Raw genomic sequence first — 18940 nt, 5'->3', positions numbered from 1 at the left:
AGGAGCTGGTTCAAATGCTGAAGAAAAACAAACAACAAAAGGACCCGAATTCAGTATTTGAAGCATTGTCACGTTCTGCTGATTTTACAAATGAGCTGTCTCGAAATGGAGATTTCCTGTATAGGATTTCCTTTTTTCGATCTTTAATTAATGGACATCTTCTACATGAACAAATTCTCCCCTCCCTCAAACAACTGCACCTGACACCCACTCTTGAAGAGCTGAAAGAACGAATTCCCATTGAGCAGGCTGTGATCACGAGCGATCTTCAAAAAGTGGAACAAGCCCTTCACCGGGGCAGTATTGCCATTAGACTTGAGACAGACTGGGGCAAAACGCTTCTTTTGCCGATTGAAGAAAAGAAAGGCAGACAAGTAGGTCCGCCTGAGATTGAATTTGGCATTATCAGTGCACAGGAAGCATTTGTGGAGGTTTTAGATACCAATTTAAATTTGGTCAGGCGGCGGCTGCCGACGCCTAACTTGAAAGTTGAGGAAAAGAAGGTTGGTACGCTCTCTCAAACAAAAGTTGCCGTGCTATATATTGAAGATATCGCTAACCCGCAAAATATCGAAACCGTTCTTCAGCGAATTGAGGACGTTGATTATGATCAGATTTTAGATGCGAATTACCTCGCTCAAATGCTTTATGATGTGTCCAACACGATTTTTCCGTTGTTTTTGAATACAGAAAGACCCGACCGCGTGTCTTCAGGTTTATCAGAAGGGAAAATTGCCATATTAGTGGATGGCTCGCCTCATGTCTTGCTTGCCCCAACTATTTTACTTGAGTATTTTTCCACTATGGAAGACTACAATATGTCATGGATTGCGGCTTCTTGCTTTAGGCTGTTACGCATATTTGCTGTGATATTTTCCATTTTTGCGACACCTTTATATGTCGCCGTTTTAACCTTTCATTATGAACTGATCCCAAAGGATTTATTAGAAACCATTGTCTCCTCGCGCTATCTGGTGCCATTTCCTCCGATCATTGAGGCACTATTTTTAGAGATTTCGATTGAATTACTAAGAGAAGCAGGTTCAAGGCTCCCAGCTAAAGTCGGTCAGACGCTCGGGATTGTTGGAGGGATTGTCATTGGACAGGCTGCTGTAGCAGCAGGCTTAACGAGCAATATTTTACTCATTATTGTTGCCTTGTCTGCTCTCGCCTCATTTGTCACCCCTATTTACAAAATGGGCAGTGCCATTCGGCTGCTGAGATTTCCTTTTTTAGTTGCAGCACAGGTTTGGGGCGCATTAGGTATTGCTGTGATGGGCTCTTTTCTTCTCACCCATTTAATGAAATTAACCTCTATTGGCCGGCCGTATTTAGAGCCTATTTTTCCAATGCGCCTTGCTGATTTAAAGGGCAGTTTGATTCGTCCTCAGCTCCGTTTTTTGAACAAAAGGCCGGAAAATTTACGTCCGCAAAATGAAACCATCCACCGCTCTAAGCCGAAGCAAGGCCGCAAGGGGAAAAATGATTTTTATGAATAAGGAAGTGAAGGCATGAGCTCTTCTTCTGTCAAAGAGAAATTTCAAGTATCCCCTTATTTTGTGTTTTTTCTCATCAATGCCAATCAAGTCGGTGTCGGCATTTTAAACTTTCAAACAAACCTTGTTCGTTCTATCAATAACGATGGATGGATCGCTATTTTGATTTCTGGCATGAGCGTCAATGTGATGATCTTTCTCATGTACTTGATGTTTAAAAAGGCACCTTCGGATGAATTTGGTGAAATTACGCAATATGTATTTGGCAAATGGATTGGGCAATTATTCAACATTCTTTATATCTTATATTTTGCTTCTTTGTCGCTGACCGTCATCATCCATTATATGGATGTAATCCATGTATGGCTGTTTAAAGAAATTCCTGGTCTTTTGTTTGCATCTGTACTGCTGCTGCTTGTGTATTACATTCATACCGGCGGCTTTAGAACCATTGCTGGGTGGGCATTTTTTAGCATTGTACTGACGTATTGGATGACGTTTATTTGTTTTTATGCCATGAAATATAGTCACCTTCGTTTCATGTTCCCAATGTTTGATCATACATTTTCGCAGCTGCTAGTGGGAATCAAAGATGCATCCTTATCCATGTTTGGTTTTGGCACGCTGCTTGTCTATTATCCCTTTATTAAACAAGCTCAGACATCTCAAAAATTTGCTCACATGGGGGCATTATTTACGACATGCTTAAACTTACTCACTTTTCTCGTCTCTATAGCGTATTACTCAAGTGCTCAGCTCAAATTAACAAAATGGCCGACGCTAACGTTAACAAGCATTGTGAAGCTTCCGTTTATCCAGCGCTTTGAATTTATTGAAGTGTCTCTTTGGCTGTTTTTGATCATTCCAAATATCACGATTCCATTATGGGCTGCGAGCCGAATGGCAAAACAAGTGCTTCATACGAGCCAGCGCGTCACGTTCATCGGGCTCAGCATCCTCATTCTGATCATGTTTTCGTTTTTTGCCAGTGCAACTTCTTTTGAAACCTTTAATCAATGGGTGGAATTTAGCGGATTCATTCTGATCTATGGATTGATTGTCTGTATGGTCATTGCACTGATGCTGAAAAAAAGGAGGGTGAAAAAACGAGCATGAAACGTTATATACTCTCGGGTCTCATGTTGTGTAGTCTTTTGTTAACCAGCTGTGCAGAGCCCCGCCTTTTAGATGAATTAAATATCTCTCAGGCGGCAGGATTTGATTTAGTGGAAGATGGAGAAATGAAGGGCTTCTTTGTCTTCCCTGTCTTTAAAAGTCAAGAGCAAGGAAGTTATCAAATATTAAGCGCGAGGTCAAACACCATTAGTAATATTCAGTTTCTCGTGTCAGAAGAATCACCTTTCCCAGTAGTCATGGGCCAGGTGCTTGTTATTTTAGTCAGTGAAAAGTTAGCAAAAGAAGTCGGCATGATCGATTTAATGAATTACATTTATCGTGATCCTATCATTGGTTCACGCCAAGTGTTTGCCATTGTAGGCGGAGAAGTTGAAGAGTTATTATACACAAAAATGAATCAAACGAACTTAAATATAGGTGTATATCTCTCTGATCTGCTGGCCCAAAATATGCGAAATGGCAATGAACCTGTCACCAATCAGCATATTTTTATGAATCAGATGCTGGCAAAAGGGGTCGATGCATATCTCCCCTACATCAAGAAAACAAGTAATGGCATCAAGATCACAGGAGTCGCTCTGTTTGATCATGAAAAAATGGTCGGTCATATCCCCGGAAAAGACACGTTCACATTTAAAGCGATGATTGAAAACCATAAGAATGGCATCTACGAGTTTCAATTGGCTGATCATGCAAAGACCCATGTCGTCATTGAAAATATCAAATCCCATGTGTCTTACCGAATCAAACCAACGGAAAACCTAACAAAGAAGCCTCAGATCATGATTGATATCAAACTGAAAGGTGAATTAAAAGAATTCATGAAGTCCAAAAAAATTGATAAGCCATCTATATTGGACCATGTTGAAAAAGAAGTTGAAAAACGTGTCACAAAGCAAGGACAAGACCTTGTTCAATCCTTTAAAAAGCAAAATATAGACCCGCTTGGACTTGGCCTTAGGTATAGAGCAAAAGACAAAGCTTTGACACCAGAAAAATGGCAAGAAATTTATCCTGATGCAGATGTACAAGTTAAATGCCACATGAAGATTGTTCAAACCGGAGTCAGCCAATAAAAAGGCTTATTCAAATATGTCTTGCTTGTTCTCCAAGATGTTGGACACTTTCATTTTCACTCGTGGAACCTGATCTTTTTGATTAACATCATGTAAAATCTTATCTACTTCATTTTTATCAGTTTTAAGGATTTTAGGTGAATATTGTTCCACTAGGGCCGGCCTATTCCCTTTTGCACAGTTAGCCATTGTATCTAGTGCAATTAAGCAGAAAGGTCTTCCTTTGTTCAGCCAAGATTTCATTCTCTCCCAGGTTGGGCAGCTGACGGCTGCCAGCCTTCCCCACTGAACGGAAACGGTGCAGGCAAATAAAAGCCTCTAGCGGCCATTCTTTTTCACTGATCGATTTCAATTTTTCTAATATATGATGTAATCCCTCATCTTCTGGCAAACTGCTGGCTGCTGCCCATGAAAGTGGATAATGGAATTCTTCGTCCGTCTGATCCAAAAGTTCCCTCACCCATTCAGCGGCAAATGTATCTAGAACATCAGCCGCGATTTCTAATCATTCGTGATTTCACTTCGGCATGCTCCGTTTCATAAAATCTACTTTTAATAGAAGCCAAGATTTTTTGCTGATCGTGCTGTTTCAGAACGTCGATGACATCATCCTCAAGAAACCACCTAGTGATTGAAAAGTCTAATAAAGACTCCAAATCTGCCTAACGGCTTGTAATGTTGGTGCTTTCTCGCTTTTGGTGATGATGACTTCCTCCTCTAATTGAAAAGCCTGTCCGTCCTCCCCATAAAAATCATCGTGCAGTAAAAATTGTTTAGGAGAATGGAGAATAGCTAGGTTATACCATTCAATAGGCCGTAATGAATAGGTGAGTAGTCTTTCGTGGCATTGCTGGCATAATTGAAAAGGCTGTTTCGGTTCATCAGACCCTTCTACAACATTCATTTCGTTTTTTTGACAGGCTTCACATAAAGTAGTTGTCCCCTTTATTTTCACTTGCTTTTACTGCTAATGAATGGTCATTCTGCTTCTTTCAAATAGAGATTATTCTATCTATCACCCACGGCCATTAATCCATGTTGAATCAATTGAAAAGATATTCTAATCTTCATCCTTTACATCGGGGTCTTCTGGAATCGGTTCATTTAAGATCTCTTGGACGAGCTCTTTATATTGTTCGAGCTGCTTTAAATGCGTTTGAAACTGCCCTTGATAAATGAGATAAGATTCCCCGTCAAAGACGTAACGGATCTTTTTTTGCTGGATTAATTTTTCAATATACGCTTCTGATACTTCCAAGTATTCAGCCGTTTCTGCGATTGTTAAATACATGTATGTGCACCACCGTTCGTTTCATCTTACAAATTATATCACGAGCTGGTGAAAAAACAGATATCGCTTGTTCATGTTTATTTCATCTTTTCTTCACTGATTCGTCAACTCGCTTTTGTACAGTATTCATACACCCACTCAAACACTAGGAGGTGATGATCCTTCGCATGGCAAAGAAAAATATTCGGACCTATGCCGCATTTTTAACTGTAGGCGCTAGCAATACGATGATTGACTTTCTGTTCTTCTTTTTTTTAACTGCTTGCTTTGTTCCCTCTTTTCTTGCACAGTGCTTGTCCTATACCGCAGGAATGCTGAACAGTTATGTTTGGAATCGAAAATGGACGTTCCAAGTGAAAAAGAAAGCTGACAAGTGGGAATGGATCAAGTGGGCCACAGTCAACGGCGCAGCGTGCCTCCTCACCTATGTTGTCTTATATGTCATGCAGAAAGCAGGTTTCTCATTATTCATTAGTAAAGCGATTGGTACCCTTCTTGGCATGATGATCACTTTTACTGGAAGCCGCCTATGGGTTTTTCCATCAGAAAATAAACCATCAGAAATGGAGCGATGATTCAATGAATATCAAAAAAGCCGTTATACCAGCAGCCGGATTAGGCACACGTTTTTTACCCGCAACGAAAGCACAGCCAAAGGAAATGCTGCCTATTATCGACAAACCCGCCATTCAATACATAGTTGAGGAGGCTGTTCAATCAGGCATTGAAGATATACTAATTATCACAGGAAGAAATAAAAAATCGATTGAAGATCACTTTGACCGTTCGTTTGAGCTAGAACACACGTTGCTTGAAAAAGGAAAAAATGAACAGCTGGCTGAAATCAAACATATTGCGGATATGGCCAATATTCATTATATTCGTCAAAAGGAGCCTTTAGGTCTTGGACATGCGGTATTATGTGCACGTCATTTTACTGGCAATGATCCTTTTGCGGTCCTTTTAGGTGATGATGTCATGGTGTCAGAAAGACCTGCACTCTCTCAGCTCATGGAAGTCTTTGAAGACAAACAAAGAGAGGTCATTGGCGTCCAGCAAGTGGATCGTCTAGATGTCAGTAAGTATGGTATGATAAGACCAGCTAGAGTAGATGGTCAAGTGTTTGAAGTCACAGACTTAGTGGAAAAGCCAGCTATTCATGAAGCTCCTTCCGATTTAGCCGTGATGGGCAGGTATCTGTTAACACCATCGATTTTTCCTATTCTACAAGGAATCGAGAGAGGTGCTGGGAACGAAATTCAGCTGACAGATGCGCTGAAAATCATTGCACATGAATCACCCATTTATGCTAAACAATTAGATGGGATGAGATTTGACGTTGGTGATAAGCTGGGCTCATTTAAGGCAGCGGCTGAAATTGGATTAATGCGTCATGATATGCGGCCAGCCATGCTAGCATATATGCAAAGCATACTCATGAGAGAAGCAAAACAAGCATAGGCTCTTATAAGGATGCTTGAAGAAAATTCGTATTTAAAGGCAGAGTGAAATGAATGGGAACTTTTTTTAATGAAATTTTAACCTGGCTGACAAGCCTTGGTTATGTAGGTGTAGCACTAGGGCTGATGATTGAAATCATTCCGAGTGAAATTGTACTTGCCTACGGCGGATATATGGTGTCAACAGGCACAATTGGTTTTGTTGGAGCTGTTATTGCCGGCGTCATTGGAGGTACACTCGCCCAGTGTTTTATTTACTGGATCGGTCTGTACGGCGGAAGGCCTTTTTTAACAAAGTATGGAAAGTATTTATTCATCCATGAACATCATATCGCGACTGCAGAGCGCTGGTTTGACCGGTATGGAACCGGTGTAGTGTTTACCGCACGCTTTATCCCTGTTGTCCGCCATGCCATCTCGATTCCAGCGGGTATTGCCAAGATGCCTTTTTTGAAATTTGTTTTCTTGACAGGATTAGCTGCCATTCCTTGGTCCATCTTATTTATTTATCTTGGCATGCAGCTTGGGACAAAATGGGATCATATTCAAAGTGTTGCTCATGCTTATACAACCCCTATTATGGTCATTGCCATCGTCCTGATTGTTCTCTACTTTGTACTCAAAAAAATTCGGACGAATCGAAAACGGACAATCTAACAAAAACGCCTTTCACTGATCTGGTGAAAGGCGTTTTTTTATGAGTGTGCTGATTGTTTTTCCATATATCGGGATAGCTCAATTATCATTGCACCCATTCTCTCAAGTGACGGGGCAAGAATTCGGTCTATTCCCTCTTCTTTTAAAGCTTCAGCAGTGACTTTCCCGACAGCTACCGCCAGTACGTCCTGCTCGAATAATGATTGCAATTCTTCTTTTCTGCCCCAATCTGCGGCTAGTTTGAAAAAGGCGTGAACCTGGACAGCGGTTGTAAAACAGACAGCATGAACTTGTCCATCTTTCATTTCTTGAAGAAGCGTTTCAGCAGCCTCTGGTTCAGGTGGTGTGTGCTGATATGGTAAAAGCGGCAAAACATCTGCCCCCTTGTCACGTAAAAACTGAATGAGAGCTGGTGCATTTTCACCATGAAGCTGCACCATCACGCGTTTTCCTTGAAATTCCTTGTCTTCAAGCTTTGAAATCAAGTCACGAACCGTTCCGTCTTCATCAGAGACCTCTGGCTGAATTCCGCGTTTTTTCAACGCAGCAAAGGTTTTGTACCCTCTTGATGCAATATGTGCATTTGATAGAATGTTCATAAATTCTTTACCAAGCTGCAGCTCTTCTGCACTCTCAATCAATGTATCTGTACCGATGCCTGTTGTCAAGATCACCCAGTCGGCCCCTTGTTTCACAAAGGTCTCTATGCCTGGCTTTAATTCCTCTTTGGCTAAAAATACGGTTCCTTGAAGAGAGCGAATAACGGCTTGTCCTCCTTGCTTTTCGACAAGTATACGCATTTCTTCTGTTTTTCTCGTTCCACAAATAGCAATCGTTTTTCCAGATAAGCCTTTACTCATTTTATCCCTCTTTTTCTATCACATTTGATATGTATTAAATATAGATTTATTTGGAAGACGATGCAAGTGTCTACTAAAAAAGAGCTTGACGTTTCTATCGAATTCGAGTATCTTTTGTAAGTGCAAATTGTAGGAGGTCATTATGGAAAAAACAGAATGTTCAAGCAATTCGATTATCAATTGCAGACCCAACACCACTTGGTTTGTTTGGTTTAGCAATGGTGACGCTCGTTGCGTCCTCACAAAAACTAGGAATCACAGATGGCACTTCCCTTATTTTACCTTGGGCTATCTTCCTTGGAGGAATCGCGCAGCTGATCGCGTCCATACAAGATTCAAAGCATCATAATATTTTTGGAGCCACTGCCTTTGGCGCATTCGGTCTTTTCTGGATGGGTGTTGGAACGACTTGGCTCATTCAAGCCGGCGTTTTTGGGAAAACGCTTGCGGGAGCAGCAGATCCAAAACAGCTAGGTTTTGCGTTTGTTGGTTATTTGATTTTCAGCTTGTTTATGACGATTGGTGCAATGGAAACACATAAAGTGTTATTTTTGATTTTCGTCTTTATTGATTTCTTATTCATTGGTCTTTCCCTTAGCACTTTTGGTGTGATGTACGATGTGACTCATACCATGGCAGGTATTGCAGAATTGATCATTTCCCTGCTTTCATTTTATGGTTCTGCAGCTGTTGTCCTTAATACACATTTTGGTCGTATTGTTCTGCCAATCGGACAACCATTTCGCATTTTTACAAAAGCATAAATAAAAAAGAACTGCTCTGTGCAGTTCTTTTTTTATGTTTATTTTTCTTGTGCCTCTTGAAAGATCTCTCCGATTATTTCATACGATCGCATTCTTTCTTGATGATCAAACATATCCGAATTAATCATTAATTCATCTGCTTGAGTAGCTTCAACAAAGGCTTCTAATTCTTTTTTCACCTTTTCTTTATCCCCGATCATGGTTGAACTTAATTGTTCATCCACCATCGCCTTTTCATATGGGCTCCAAAGACCGTCCATGCTGTCGACAGGCGCCTTCAGTTTTCCTGGTGTGTTGCGAATGAGACTTAAAAAGCGCTGATAATGAGAGGTTGCCAAGTATTCAGCCCGCTCTGTTTGATCTGCAGCAAAAACCGTCACACCGACCATGGCATAAGGCTCTTTTAACACATCAGAAGGTCTAAACGACTGTCTGTACAACTCTAACGCGGGAATTGTATTTTTAGGTGAGAAATGTGCTGCAAAGGCAAATGGCAATCCAAGTTCTCCTGCAAGTCTGGCGCTAAAACCACTTGAACCAAGGAGCCAAATTGGAATGTCCAGACCTTCTCCTGGAACAGCTCTTACATGTTTTTTAACCTGACCAGTCGGCTTGAAATATTGACGAAGTTCTTCAAGCTGCTCTGGGAAATCTTCTCCGTTATGAAGATTACGTCTAAGCGCTCTTGCTGTTAACTGATCTGTCCCTGGTGCTCTACCAAGACCTAAATCAATTCTCCCCGGATACAATGTTTCAAGTGTGCCAAATTGTTCAGCAATGACAAGTGAAGAGTGGTTTGGCAGCATAATCCCACCAGACCCTACTCGAATTTTTTCGGTTCCTCCCGCAATATATCCAATTAAAACGGACGTTGCAGAGCTCGCAACCCCTTCCATGTTATGGTGTTCTGCCAGCCAGTATCTATGATAGCCCCACTTCTCCGCCTTCTTTGCTAAATCCATACTACGCTCAAAAGATTCTTTAATGGTACCTCCTTCTGTCACAGAGGATAAATTTAAAACGGAATAGGCTTTGCCGTGTAAAACTGATTGACTCATAAATGATGTCCCCATTTCTGTCAAAAATCATACTATTTTATACTTTCAACACCATAACACAAATCCATGAAAGATTTAAATGATTTGATTCGATGATTTTCGAAATGATGATTTTCTAGGTTTTACTTCCAATTTGTAAATTTGCACATAGAATGAAATATCAATTTTAGGAGATGGGCAATTTGTACAATCAATTCGATCACAAATGTCCCTTTTGCGGTAAATACCATGAACAGCCTCATTACAAAAGATCACGTCATGACCGTCCTCGAAAAAGAGACTGTCCATTCATTAAACAAGAATACTCAAAACAAAATATATCTCAAGAGAATCAACCTTGCCACATTGCAAAAGGAATAAAACAATCAAAACCAAATCAAAGAGCTGGACCAAGAGGCCCGGCAGGCCCAGCCGGTCCCCCTGGACCAACCGGAGCTACTGGACCTGCTGGCGGGTTAACCGGCGCCCTCCCTTTTGAGCCCTCACAATCACAAGATTACGATGCAGGGCAAGTGGTCACGTTTAATGGCAGTACTTACATTGCCAATGTTGACGATCCATCAGGAATACCTGGACTCTCCCCCGACTATACCCTTTTAGCTGCTTCTGGAGAAACTGGTCCTACGGGTCCTACTGGGATCGGATTAAGTGGTATTGAAGCCTATGATCCTGTTATGGCACCAACATATTCAGTAGGTCAAGTGGTCACTTATGGTGGTGGTACGTATATTGTGGATTCTGCACCACCTTCAGGTACGCCAGATACGTCGCCAGATTACACACTTTTAGCAGCACCGGGTGAAACTGGATCAACTGGTCCTACCGGCGCCACTGGGATCACCGGATTAACCGGACCCACCGGTGCGACGGGGATCACTGGAGCTACTGGTGATACAGGTGATACAGGCAGCACTGGACCAACAGGTCCTACTGGTGCAACTGGTATCACTGGATTAACCGGACCTACTGGTGCGACGGGGATCACTGGGTCAACTGGAGATACGGGCGCTACTGGGATCACTGGGTCAACTGGTCCTACCGGCGCCACTGGGATCACCGGATTAACCGGGCCTACCGGTGCGACGGGGTTCACTGGATCAACTGGTCCTACCGGCGCTACAGGGATTACCGGATTAACTGGAGATACGGGCGCTACTGGGATCACTGGGTCAACTGGAGATACGGGCGCTACAGGGATTACTGGATCAACTGGACCTACCGGTGCTACTGGGATCACTGGGTCAACTGGTCCTACCGGCGCTACAGGCAGCACTGGAGCTACTGGACCTACAGGCGCTACAGGCAGCACTGGAGCTACTGGACCTTCAGGCGCTACAGGGATCACTGGAGCTACTGGACCTACAGGCACCACGGGGATCACTGGATCAACTGGAGATACGGGCGCTACAGGGATCACTGGGTCAACAGGTCCTACCGGCGCCACTGGGATCACCGGATTAACCGGGCCTACCGGTGCGACGGGGTTCACTGGATCAACAGGTCCTACCGGCGCTACTGGGATTACTGGATCAACTGGAGATACGGGTGCAACTGGTATCACTGGTTCAACTGGACCTACTGGTGCTACTGGGATTACTGGATCAACTGGAGATACGGGTGCAACTGGTATCACTGGTTCAACTGGACCTACTGGTGCTACAGGGATTACTGGATCAACCGGAGATACGGGCGCTACTGGGATTACTGGACCAACAGGTCCTACCGGGACTACGGGGATTACTGGGGCTACTGGAGATACGGGCGCCACGGGGATCACTGGATCAACTGGACCTACAGGCGCTACAGGGATTACCGGATCAACTGGTGATACGGGTGCTACAGGCAGCACTGGACCAACAGGTCCTACCGGAGCTACAGGGATTACTGGGTCAACTGGAGATACGGGTGCCACTGGTATCACTGGTTCAATAGGTCCTACTGGTGCAACTGGTATCACTGGATTAACCGGACCTACTGGTGCGACGGGGATCACTGGGGCTACTGGAGATACGGGCGCCACAGGGATCACCGGATTAACCGGACCTACCGGTGCAACTGGTATCACTGGATCAACTGGTGATACGGGTGCTACAGGCAGCACTGGACCAACAGGTCCTACCGGGGCTACAGGTATCACTGGATCAACTGGAGATACGGGTGCCACTGGTATCACTGGATCAACTGGTCCTACCGGCGCTACAGGGATCACTGGGGCTACTGGAGATACGGGCGCTACAGGGATCACTGGGTCAACAGGTCCTACCGGCGCCACTGGGATCACCGGATTAACCGGAACTACCGGTGCGACGGGGATCACTGGATCAACTGGTGATACGGGTGCCACTGGTATCACTGGTTCAACAGGTCCTACCGGCGCTACTGGGATTACTGGATCAACTGGACCTACTGGTGCAACGGGGATCACTGGACCAACGGGTCCTACCGGAGCTACAGGGATTACTGGGTCAACTGGAGATACGGGTGCCACTGGTATCACTGGTTCAATAGGTCCTACCGGCGCCACTGGGATCACTGGGTCAACTGGAGATACGGGCGCTACAGGGATCACTGGGTCAACAGGTCCTACCGGCGCCACTGGGATCACCGGATTAACCGGACCTACCGGTGCAACTGGTAGCACTGGATCAACTGGAGATACGGGTGCAACTGGTATCACCGGATTAACCGGACCTACTGGTGCTACGGGGATCACTGGGTCAACTGGAGATAAGGGCGCCACAGGGATCACCGGATTAACCGGACCTACCGGTGCAACTGGTAGCACTGGATCAACAGGTCCTACCGGCGCTACTGGGATTACTGGGTCAACTGGTGATACGGGCGCTACAGGCAGCACTGGACCAACAGGTCCTACCGGCGCTACTGGGATTACTGGATCAACTGGAGATACGGGTGCCACTGGTAGCACTGGTTCAACTGGACCTACTGGTGCTACTGGGATTACTGGATCAACTGGAGATACGGGTGCCACTGGTAGCACTGGTTCAACTGGACCTACTGGTGCTACTGGGATTACTGGATCAACTGGACCTACCGGTGCGACGGGGATCACTGGGTCAACTGGTCCTACCGGGGCTACAGGGATCACTGGAGCTACTGGACCTACAGGCGCTACAGGGATCACTGGAGCTACTGGACCTACAGGCACCACGGGGATCACTGGATCAACTGGTCCTACCGGGGCTACAGGGATCACTGGAGCTACTGGACCTACAGGCGCTACAGGGATCACTGGAGCTACTGGACCTACAGGCACCACGGGGATCACTGGATCAACTGGTCCTACCGGGGCTACTGGAGATACGGGCGCTACTGGGATCACTGGGTCAACAGGTCTTACCGGCGCCACAGGGATCACCGGTTTAACCGGAACTACCGGTGCGACGGGGATCACTGGATCAACTGGTGATACGGGTGCAACTGGTAGCACTGGATCAACAGGTCCTACCGGCGCTACTGGGATTACTGGGTCAACTGGAGATACGGGCGCTACAGGCAGCACTGGACCAACAGGTCCTACCGGCGCTACTGGGATTACTGGATCAACTGGAGATACGGGTGCCACTGGTAGCACTGGTTCAACTGGACCTACTGGTGCTACTGGAATTACTGGATCTACCGGACCTACTGGTGCTACTGGAATTACTGGATCAACTGGAGATACGGGTGCCACTGGTATCACTGGTTCAACTGGACCTACTGGTGCTACTGGGATTACTGGATCAACTGGAGATACGGGTGCAACTGGTAGCACTGGTTCAACTGGACCTACTGGTGCTACTGGAATTACTGGATCTACCGGACCTACTGGTGCTACTGGGATTACTGGATCTACTGGAGATACGGGTGCCACTGGTAGCACTGGTGCTACTGGGATTACTGGATCAACCGGAGATACGGGCGCTACAGGGATTACTGGGTCAACAGGTCCTACCGGCGCTACAGGGATTACTGGATCAACTGGACCTACCGGTGCTACGGGGATCACTGGGTCAACTGGTCCTACCGGGGCTACAGGGATTACTGGGTCAACTGGTGATACGGGTGCCACTGGTATCACTGGTTCAACAGGTCCTACCGGCGCCACAGGGATCACCGGATTAATCGGACCTACTGGTGCTACAGGGATTACTGGATCAACCGGAGATACGGGCGCTACAGGGATTACTGGACCAACAGGTCCTACCGGGGCTACGGGGATTACTGGGGCTACTGGAGATACGGGCGCCACGGGGATCACTGGATCAACTGGACCTACCGGCGCTACAGGGATTACCGGATCAACTGGTGATACGGGTGCTACAGGCAGCACTGGACCAACAGGTCCTACCGGAGCTACAGGGATTACTGGGTCAACTGGAGATACGGGTGCCACTGGTATCACTGGTTCAATAGGTCCTACTGGTGCAACTGGTGCAACTGGTATCACTGGATTAACCGGACCTACTGGTGCGACGGGGATCACTGGGGCTACTGGAGATACGGGCGCCACAGGGATCACCGGATTAACCGGACCTACCGGTGCAACTGGTAGCACTGGATCAACTGGTGATACGGGTGCTACAGGCAGCACTGGACCAACAGGTCCTACCGGGGCTACAGGTATCACTGGATCAACTGGAGATACGGGTGCAACTGGTAGCACTGGATCAACTGGAGATACGGGTGCTACAGGCAGCACTGGACCAACAGGTCCTACCGGCGCTACTGGGATTACTGGATCAACTGGACCTACTGGTGCAACGGGGATCACTGGAGCTACTGGACCTTCAGGCGCTACAGGCAGCACTGGAGCTACTGGACCTTCAGGCGCTACAGGGATCACTGGAGCTACTGGACCTACAGGCACCACGGGGATCACTGGAGCTACTGGAGATACGGGCGCTACAGGGATCACTGGGTCAACAGGTCCTACCGGCGCCACTGGGATCACCGGATTAACCGGGCCTACCGGTGCGACGGGGTTCACTGGATCAACAGGTCCTACCGGCGCTACTGGGATTACTGGATCAACTGGAGATACGGGTGCAACTGGTATCACTGGTTCAACTGGACCTACTGGTGCTACAGGGATTACTGGATCAACCGGAGATACGGGCGCTACAGGGATTACTGGACCAACAGGTCCTACCGGGACTACGGGGATTACTGGGGCTACTGGAGATACGGGCGCCACGGGGATCACTGGAGCTACTGGACCTACCGGCGCTACAGGGATTACCGGATCAACTGGTGATACGGGTGCTACAGGCAGCACTGGACCAACAGGTCCTACCGGCGCTACAGGGATTACTGGATCAACTGGACCTACTGGTGCAACGGGGATCACTGGAGCTACTGGACCTACAGGCGCTACAGGCAGCACTGGAGCTACTGGACCTTCAGGCGCTACAGGGATTACCGGATCAACTGGTGATACGGGTGCAACGGGGATCACTGGTTCAACTGGACCTACTGGTGCTACAGGGATTACTGGATCAACCGGAGATACGGGCGCCACGGGGATCACTGGATCAACTGGACCTACCGGCGCTACAGGGATTACCGGATCAACTGGTGATACGGGTGCTACAGGCAGCACTGGACCAACAGGTCCTACCGGAGCTACAGGGATTACTGGGTCAACTGGAGATACGGGTGCCACTGGTATCACTGGTTCAATAGGTCCTACTGGTGCAACTGGTATCACTGGATTAACCGGACCTACTGGTGCGACGGGGATCACTGGGGCTACTGGAGATACGGGCGCCACAGGGATCACCGGATTAACCGGACCTACCGGTGCAACTGGTATCACTGGATCAACTGGTGATACGGGTGCTACAGGCAGCACTGGACCAACAGGTCCTACCGGGGCTACAGGTATCACTGGATCAACTGGAGATACGGGTGCCACTGGTATCACTGGATCAACTGGTCCTACCGGCGCTACAGGGATCACTGGGGCTACTGGAGATACGGGCGCTACAGGGATCACTGGGTCAACAGGTCCTACCGGCGCCACTGGTATCACCGGATTAACCGGAACTACCGGTGCGACGGGGATCACTGGATCAACTGGTGATACGGGTGCCACTGGGATCACTGGTTCAACAGGTCCTACCGGCGCCACTGGGATCACCGGATTAACCGGACCTACCGGTGCAACTGGTAGCACTGGATCAACTGGTGATACGGGTGCCACTGGGATCACCGGATTAACCGGACCCACCGGTGCGACGGGGATCACTGGATCAACTGGTGATACAGGTGATACAGGCAGCACTGGACCAACAGGTCCTACTGGTGCAACTGGTATCACTGGATTAACCGGACCTACTGGTGCGACGGGGATCACTGGGTCAACTGGAGATACGGGCGCTACAGGGATCACTGGGTCAACAGGTCCTACCGGCGCCACTGGTATCACCGGATTAACCGGGCCTACCGGTGCGACGGGGTTCACTGGATCAACTGGTGATACGGGTGCCACTGGGATCACCGGATTAACCGGACCCACCGGTGCGACGGGGATCACTGGATCAACTGGTGATACAGGTGATACAGGCAGCACTGGACCAACAGGTCCTACTGGTGCAACTGGTATCACTGGATTAACCGGACCTACTGGTGCGACGGGGATCACTGGGTCAACTGGAGATACGGGCGCTACAGGGATCACTGGGTCAACAGGTCCTACCGGCGCCACTGGTATCACCGGATTAACCGGGCCTACCGGTGCGACGGGGTTCACTGGATCAACTGGTCCTACCGGCGCTACAGGCAGCACTGGATCAGCTGGTCCTACTGGTGCAACTGGTATCACCGGATTAACCGGACCTACTGGTGCTACGGGGATCACTGGGTCAACTGGAGATAAGGGCGCCACAGGGATCACCGGATTAACCGGACCTACCGGTGCAACTGGTAGCACTGGATCAACAGGTCCTACCGGCGCTACTGGGATTACTGGGTCAACTGGTGATACGGGCGCTACAGGCAGCACTGGACCAACAGGTCCTACCGGCGCTACTGGGATTACTGGATCAACTGGAGATACGGGTGCCACTGGTATCACTGGGTCAATAGGTCCTACCGGCGCCACTGGTATCACTGGGTCAACTGGAGATACGGGCGCTACAGGGATCACTGGGTCAACAGGTCCTACCGGCGCCACAGGGATCACCGGATTAACCGGACCTACCGGTGCAACTGGTAGCACTGGATCAACAGGTCCTACCGGCGCTACTGGGATTACTGGGTCAACTGGTGATACGGGCGCTACAGGCAGCACTGGACCAACAGGTCCTACCGGCGCTACTGGGATTACTGGATCAACTGGAGATACGGGTGCAACTGGTATCACTGGTTCAACTGGACCTACCGGCGCAACTGGGATCACCGGATTAATCGGACCTACTGGTGCTACTGGGATTACTGGATCAACCGGAGATACGGGCGCTACAGGGATTACTGGACCAACAGGTCCTACCGGGGCTACAGGGATTACCGGATCTACTGGACCAACTGGAGATACGGGTGCCACTGGTATCACTGGTTCAACAGGTCCTACCGGTGCGACGGGGATCACTGGATCTACTGGACCTACTGGTGCAACGGGGATCACTGGACCAACGGGTCCTACCGGCGCTACAGGGATTACCGGATCTACTGGACCTACCGGGGCTACAGGCAGCACTGGATCAGCTGGTCCTACTGGTGCAACTGGTATCACCGGATTAACCGGACCTACTGGTGCGACGGGGATCACTGGGTCAACTGGAGATACGGGCGCCACAGGGATCACCGGATTAACCGGAACTACCGGTGCCACTGGTATCACTGGATCAACTGGTGATACGGGTGCTACAGGCAGCACTGGACCAACAGGTCCTACCGGGGCTACAGGGATCACTGGATCAACTGGAGATACGGGTGCCACTGGTATCACTGGTTCAACTGGACCTACTGGTGCTACTGGGATTACTGGATCAACTGGACCTACCGGTGCGACGGGGATCACTGGACCAACGGGTCCTACCGGGGCTACAGGGATCACTGGAGCTACTGGACCTACAGGCACCACGGGGATCACTGGATCAACTGGTCCTACCGGGGCTACTGGAGATACGGGCGCTACTGGGATCACTGGGTCAACAGGTCTTACCGGCGCCACAGGGATCACCGGTTTAACCGGAACTACCGGTGCTACGGGGATCACTGGATCAACTGGTGATACGGGTGCAACTGGTAGCACTGGATCAACAGGTCCTACCGGCGCTACTGGGATTACTGGGTCAACTGGAGATACGGGCGCTACAGGCAGCACTGGACCAACAGGTCCTACCGGCGCTACTGGGATTACTGGATCAACTGGAGATACGGGTGCAACTGGTAGCACTGGTTCAACTGGACCTACTGGTGCTACTGGAATTACTGGATCTACCGGACCTACTGGTGCTACTGGAATTACTGGATCAACTGGACCTACCGGTGCTACAGGGATTACCGGATTAACTGGGCCTACTGGTGCAACGGGGATTACTGGATCAACAGGGCCTACCGGTGCCACAGGCAGCACTGGGCCAACAGGTCCTACCGGTGCGACGGGGATCACCGGAACAACTGGTGATACGGGTGCTACAGGTATCACTGGGGCTACAGGACCTACTGGTGCAACGGGGATCACCGGGGCTACTGGAACAGGTGGTTTTACAGATACTGCACTTTATGCTGCTAATAGTTCTGGACCTACCATTGTTACTGTAGCCGGTGGAACGAATATTCCTCTGCCAAACTTTCAAAACATTACTGGTTTTACGGCAAACGGCACAAGTACTGTTTTTACCGTTCTCCAAACTGGAAAATATTATATTACGTATCAAGTCAACACCACTACAGCTCTTTTGATTAGTACACGTTTGCTCTTAAATGGAGCAACTACTATTTCTGGTTCTGTTCAATCACCTGTTATCTCAACTTCATTAATAAACAACACTGTTATTGTTAATTTAACAGCTGGTAATACCATCTCACTGCAGTTTTTTGGGGCGGTTGTCACAGCTATTTTAGTTGGCGGAGGTGGTGCTGCTGGAGCAGCCTTGACCATCATACGGCTTAGCTAAACAAAAAAAGAAAGGC

Annotated in this window: 13 protein-coding genes; 8 read left to right on the top strand and 5 right to left on the bottom strand. The window is 47.9% G+C overall.

Features of this window, described 5'->3' with window-relative positions; genetic code table 11:
- The first annotated feature begins 14 nt into the window (after positions 1-14).
- Genes JVX94_RS04770 through JVX94_RS04760 form a run of 3 tightly spaced genes read left to right on the top strand, consistent with a single transcriptional unit; the run spans position 15 to position 3709 of the window.
- Entirely contained in the window at positions 15-1499 is a 1485-nt protein-coding gene (locus JVX94_RS04770; RefSeq protein WP_205184704.1) for a spore germination protein, read from the top strand.
- Positions 1500-1511: 12 nt separating this feature from the next.
- Positions 1512-2612, top strand: a complete 1101-nt coding sequence (locus JVX94_RS04765; protein WP_205184702.1) for a GerAB/ArcD/ProY family transporter — start codon at positions 1512-1514, stop codon at positions 2610-2612.
- Complete coding sequence (locus tag JVX94_RS04760) at positions 2609-3709, top strand: Ger(x)C family spore germination protein (RefSeq protein WP_203129935.1); 1101 nt, start codon at positions 2609-2611, stop codon at positions 3707-3709. The genes JVX94_RS04765 and JVX94_RS04760 overlap by 4 nt, the downstream gene beginning before the upstream one ends.
- Before the next feature lie 181 nt (positions 3710-3890).
- Here the strand turns inward: JVX94_RS04760 and JVX94_RS19525 are convergent, their stop codons facing one another.
- From JVX94_RS19525 to JVX94_RS04750, 3 genes are all read right to left on the bottom strand, one after another.
- Positions 3891-4157 (bottom strand): hypothetical protein, encoded by a 267-nt coding sequence (locus tag JVX94_RS19525; protein ID WP_223250986.1) that lies wholly within the window; start codon positions 4155-4157, stop codon positions 3891-3893.
- Between the two features lie 192 nt (positions 4158-4349).
- Complete coding sequence (locus JVX94_RS19520; protein ID WP_223250987.1) at positions 4350-4664, bottom strand: hypothetical protein; 315 nt, start codon at positions 4662-4664, stop codon at positions 4350-4352.
- 105 nt (positions 4665-4769) lie between these two features.
- Positions 4770-5000 carry an excisionase family DNA-binding protein gene (locus tag JVX94_RS04750; RefSeq protein ID WP_039179160.1) on the bottom strand — a complete coding sequence of 77 codons (231 nt, stop codon included), beginning with the start codon at positions 4998-5000 and terminating at the stop codon, positions 4770-4772.
- Between the two features lie 167 nt (positions 5001-5167).
- Between JVX94_RS04750 and JVX94_RS04745 the strand changes: the two genes are divergently transcribed.
- From JVX94_RS04745 to uptA, 3 genes are read left to right on the top strand one after another with little or no spacing between them, the layout of a single operon-like run.
- Entirely contained in the window at positions 5168-5575 is a 408-nt protein-coding gene (locus JVX94_RS04745; protein WP_223250988.1) for a GtrA family protein, read from the top strand.
- A 4-nt stretch (positions 5576-5579) separates the two neighbouring features.
- Entirely contained in the window at positions 5580-6461 is an 882-nt protein-coding gene (gene galU, locus JVX94_RS04740) for a UTP--glucose-1-phosphate uridylyltransferase GalU (protein ID WP_095408732.1), read from the top strand.
- Between the two features lie 53 nt (positions 6462-6514).
- A complete protein-coding gene (gene uptA, locus JVX94_RS04735; RefSeq protein WP_034284052.1) occupies positions 6515-7117 on the top strand; it encodes an undecaprenyl phosphate transporter UptA in 603 nt (200 codons plus the stop codon).
- Positions 7118-7155: 38 nt separating this feature from the next.
- On the opposite strand, the gene JVX94_RS04730 is transcribed toward uptA, so the two are convergent.
- On the bottom strand, positions 7156-7977 hold the full coding sequence (locus JVX94_RS04730) for a uroporphyrinogen-III synthase (protein ID WP_205184699.1): 822 nt from the start codon (positions 7975-7977) through the stop codon (positions 7156-7158).
- Positions 7978-8144: 167 nt separating this feature from the next.
- On the opposite strand from JVX94_RS04730, the gene JVX94_RS04725 reads away from it, so the two are divergent.
- On the top strand, positions 8145-8741 hold the full coding sequence (locus JVX94_RS04725) for an acetate uptake transporter (protein WP_205185507.1): 597 nt from the start codon (positions 8145-8147) through the stop codon (positions 8739-8741).
- A gap of 38 nt (positions 8742-8779) precedes the next feature.
- Here JVX94_RS04725 and JVX94_RS04720 read toward each other — a convergent pair whose 3' ends face one another.
- Positions 8780-9799 carry an LLM class flavin-dependent oxidoreductase gene (locus JVX94_RS04720; protein ID WP_095408734.1) on the bottom strand — a complete coding sequence of 340 codons (1020 nt, stop codon included), beginning with the start codon at positions 9797-9799 and terminating at the stop codon, positions 8780-8782.
- 182 nt (positions 9800-9981) lie between these two features.
- Between JVX94_RS04720 and JVX94_RS19670 the strand changes: the two genes are divergently transcribed.
- Complete coding sequence (locus tag JVX94_RS19670; RefSeq protein WP_345890805.1) at positions 9982-18924, top strand: hypothetical protein; 8943 nt, start codon at positions 9982-9984, stop codon at positions 18922-18924.
- The last annotated feature ends 16 nt before the right edge of the window (positions 18925-18940 follow it).

Origin of the sequence: Bacillus sp. PDNC022, from assembly GCF_016919285.1 — a bacterium.
Classification (GTDB): Bacteria; Bacillota; Bacilli; order Bacillales; family Bacillaceae; genus Bacillus; species Bacillus safensis.
Note: the sequence above shows the minus strand (reverse complement) of the source record. Positions and strands in the feature narration are given on the sequence as shown.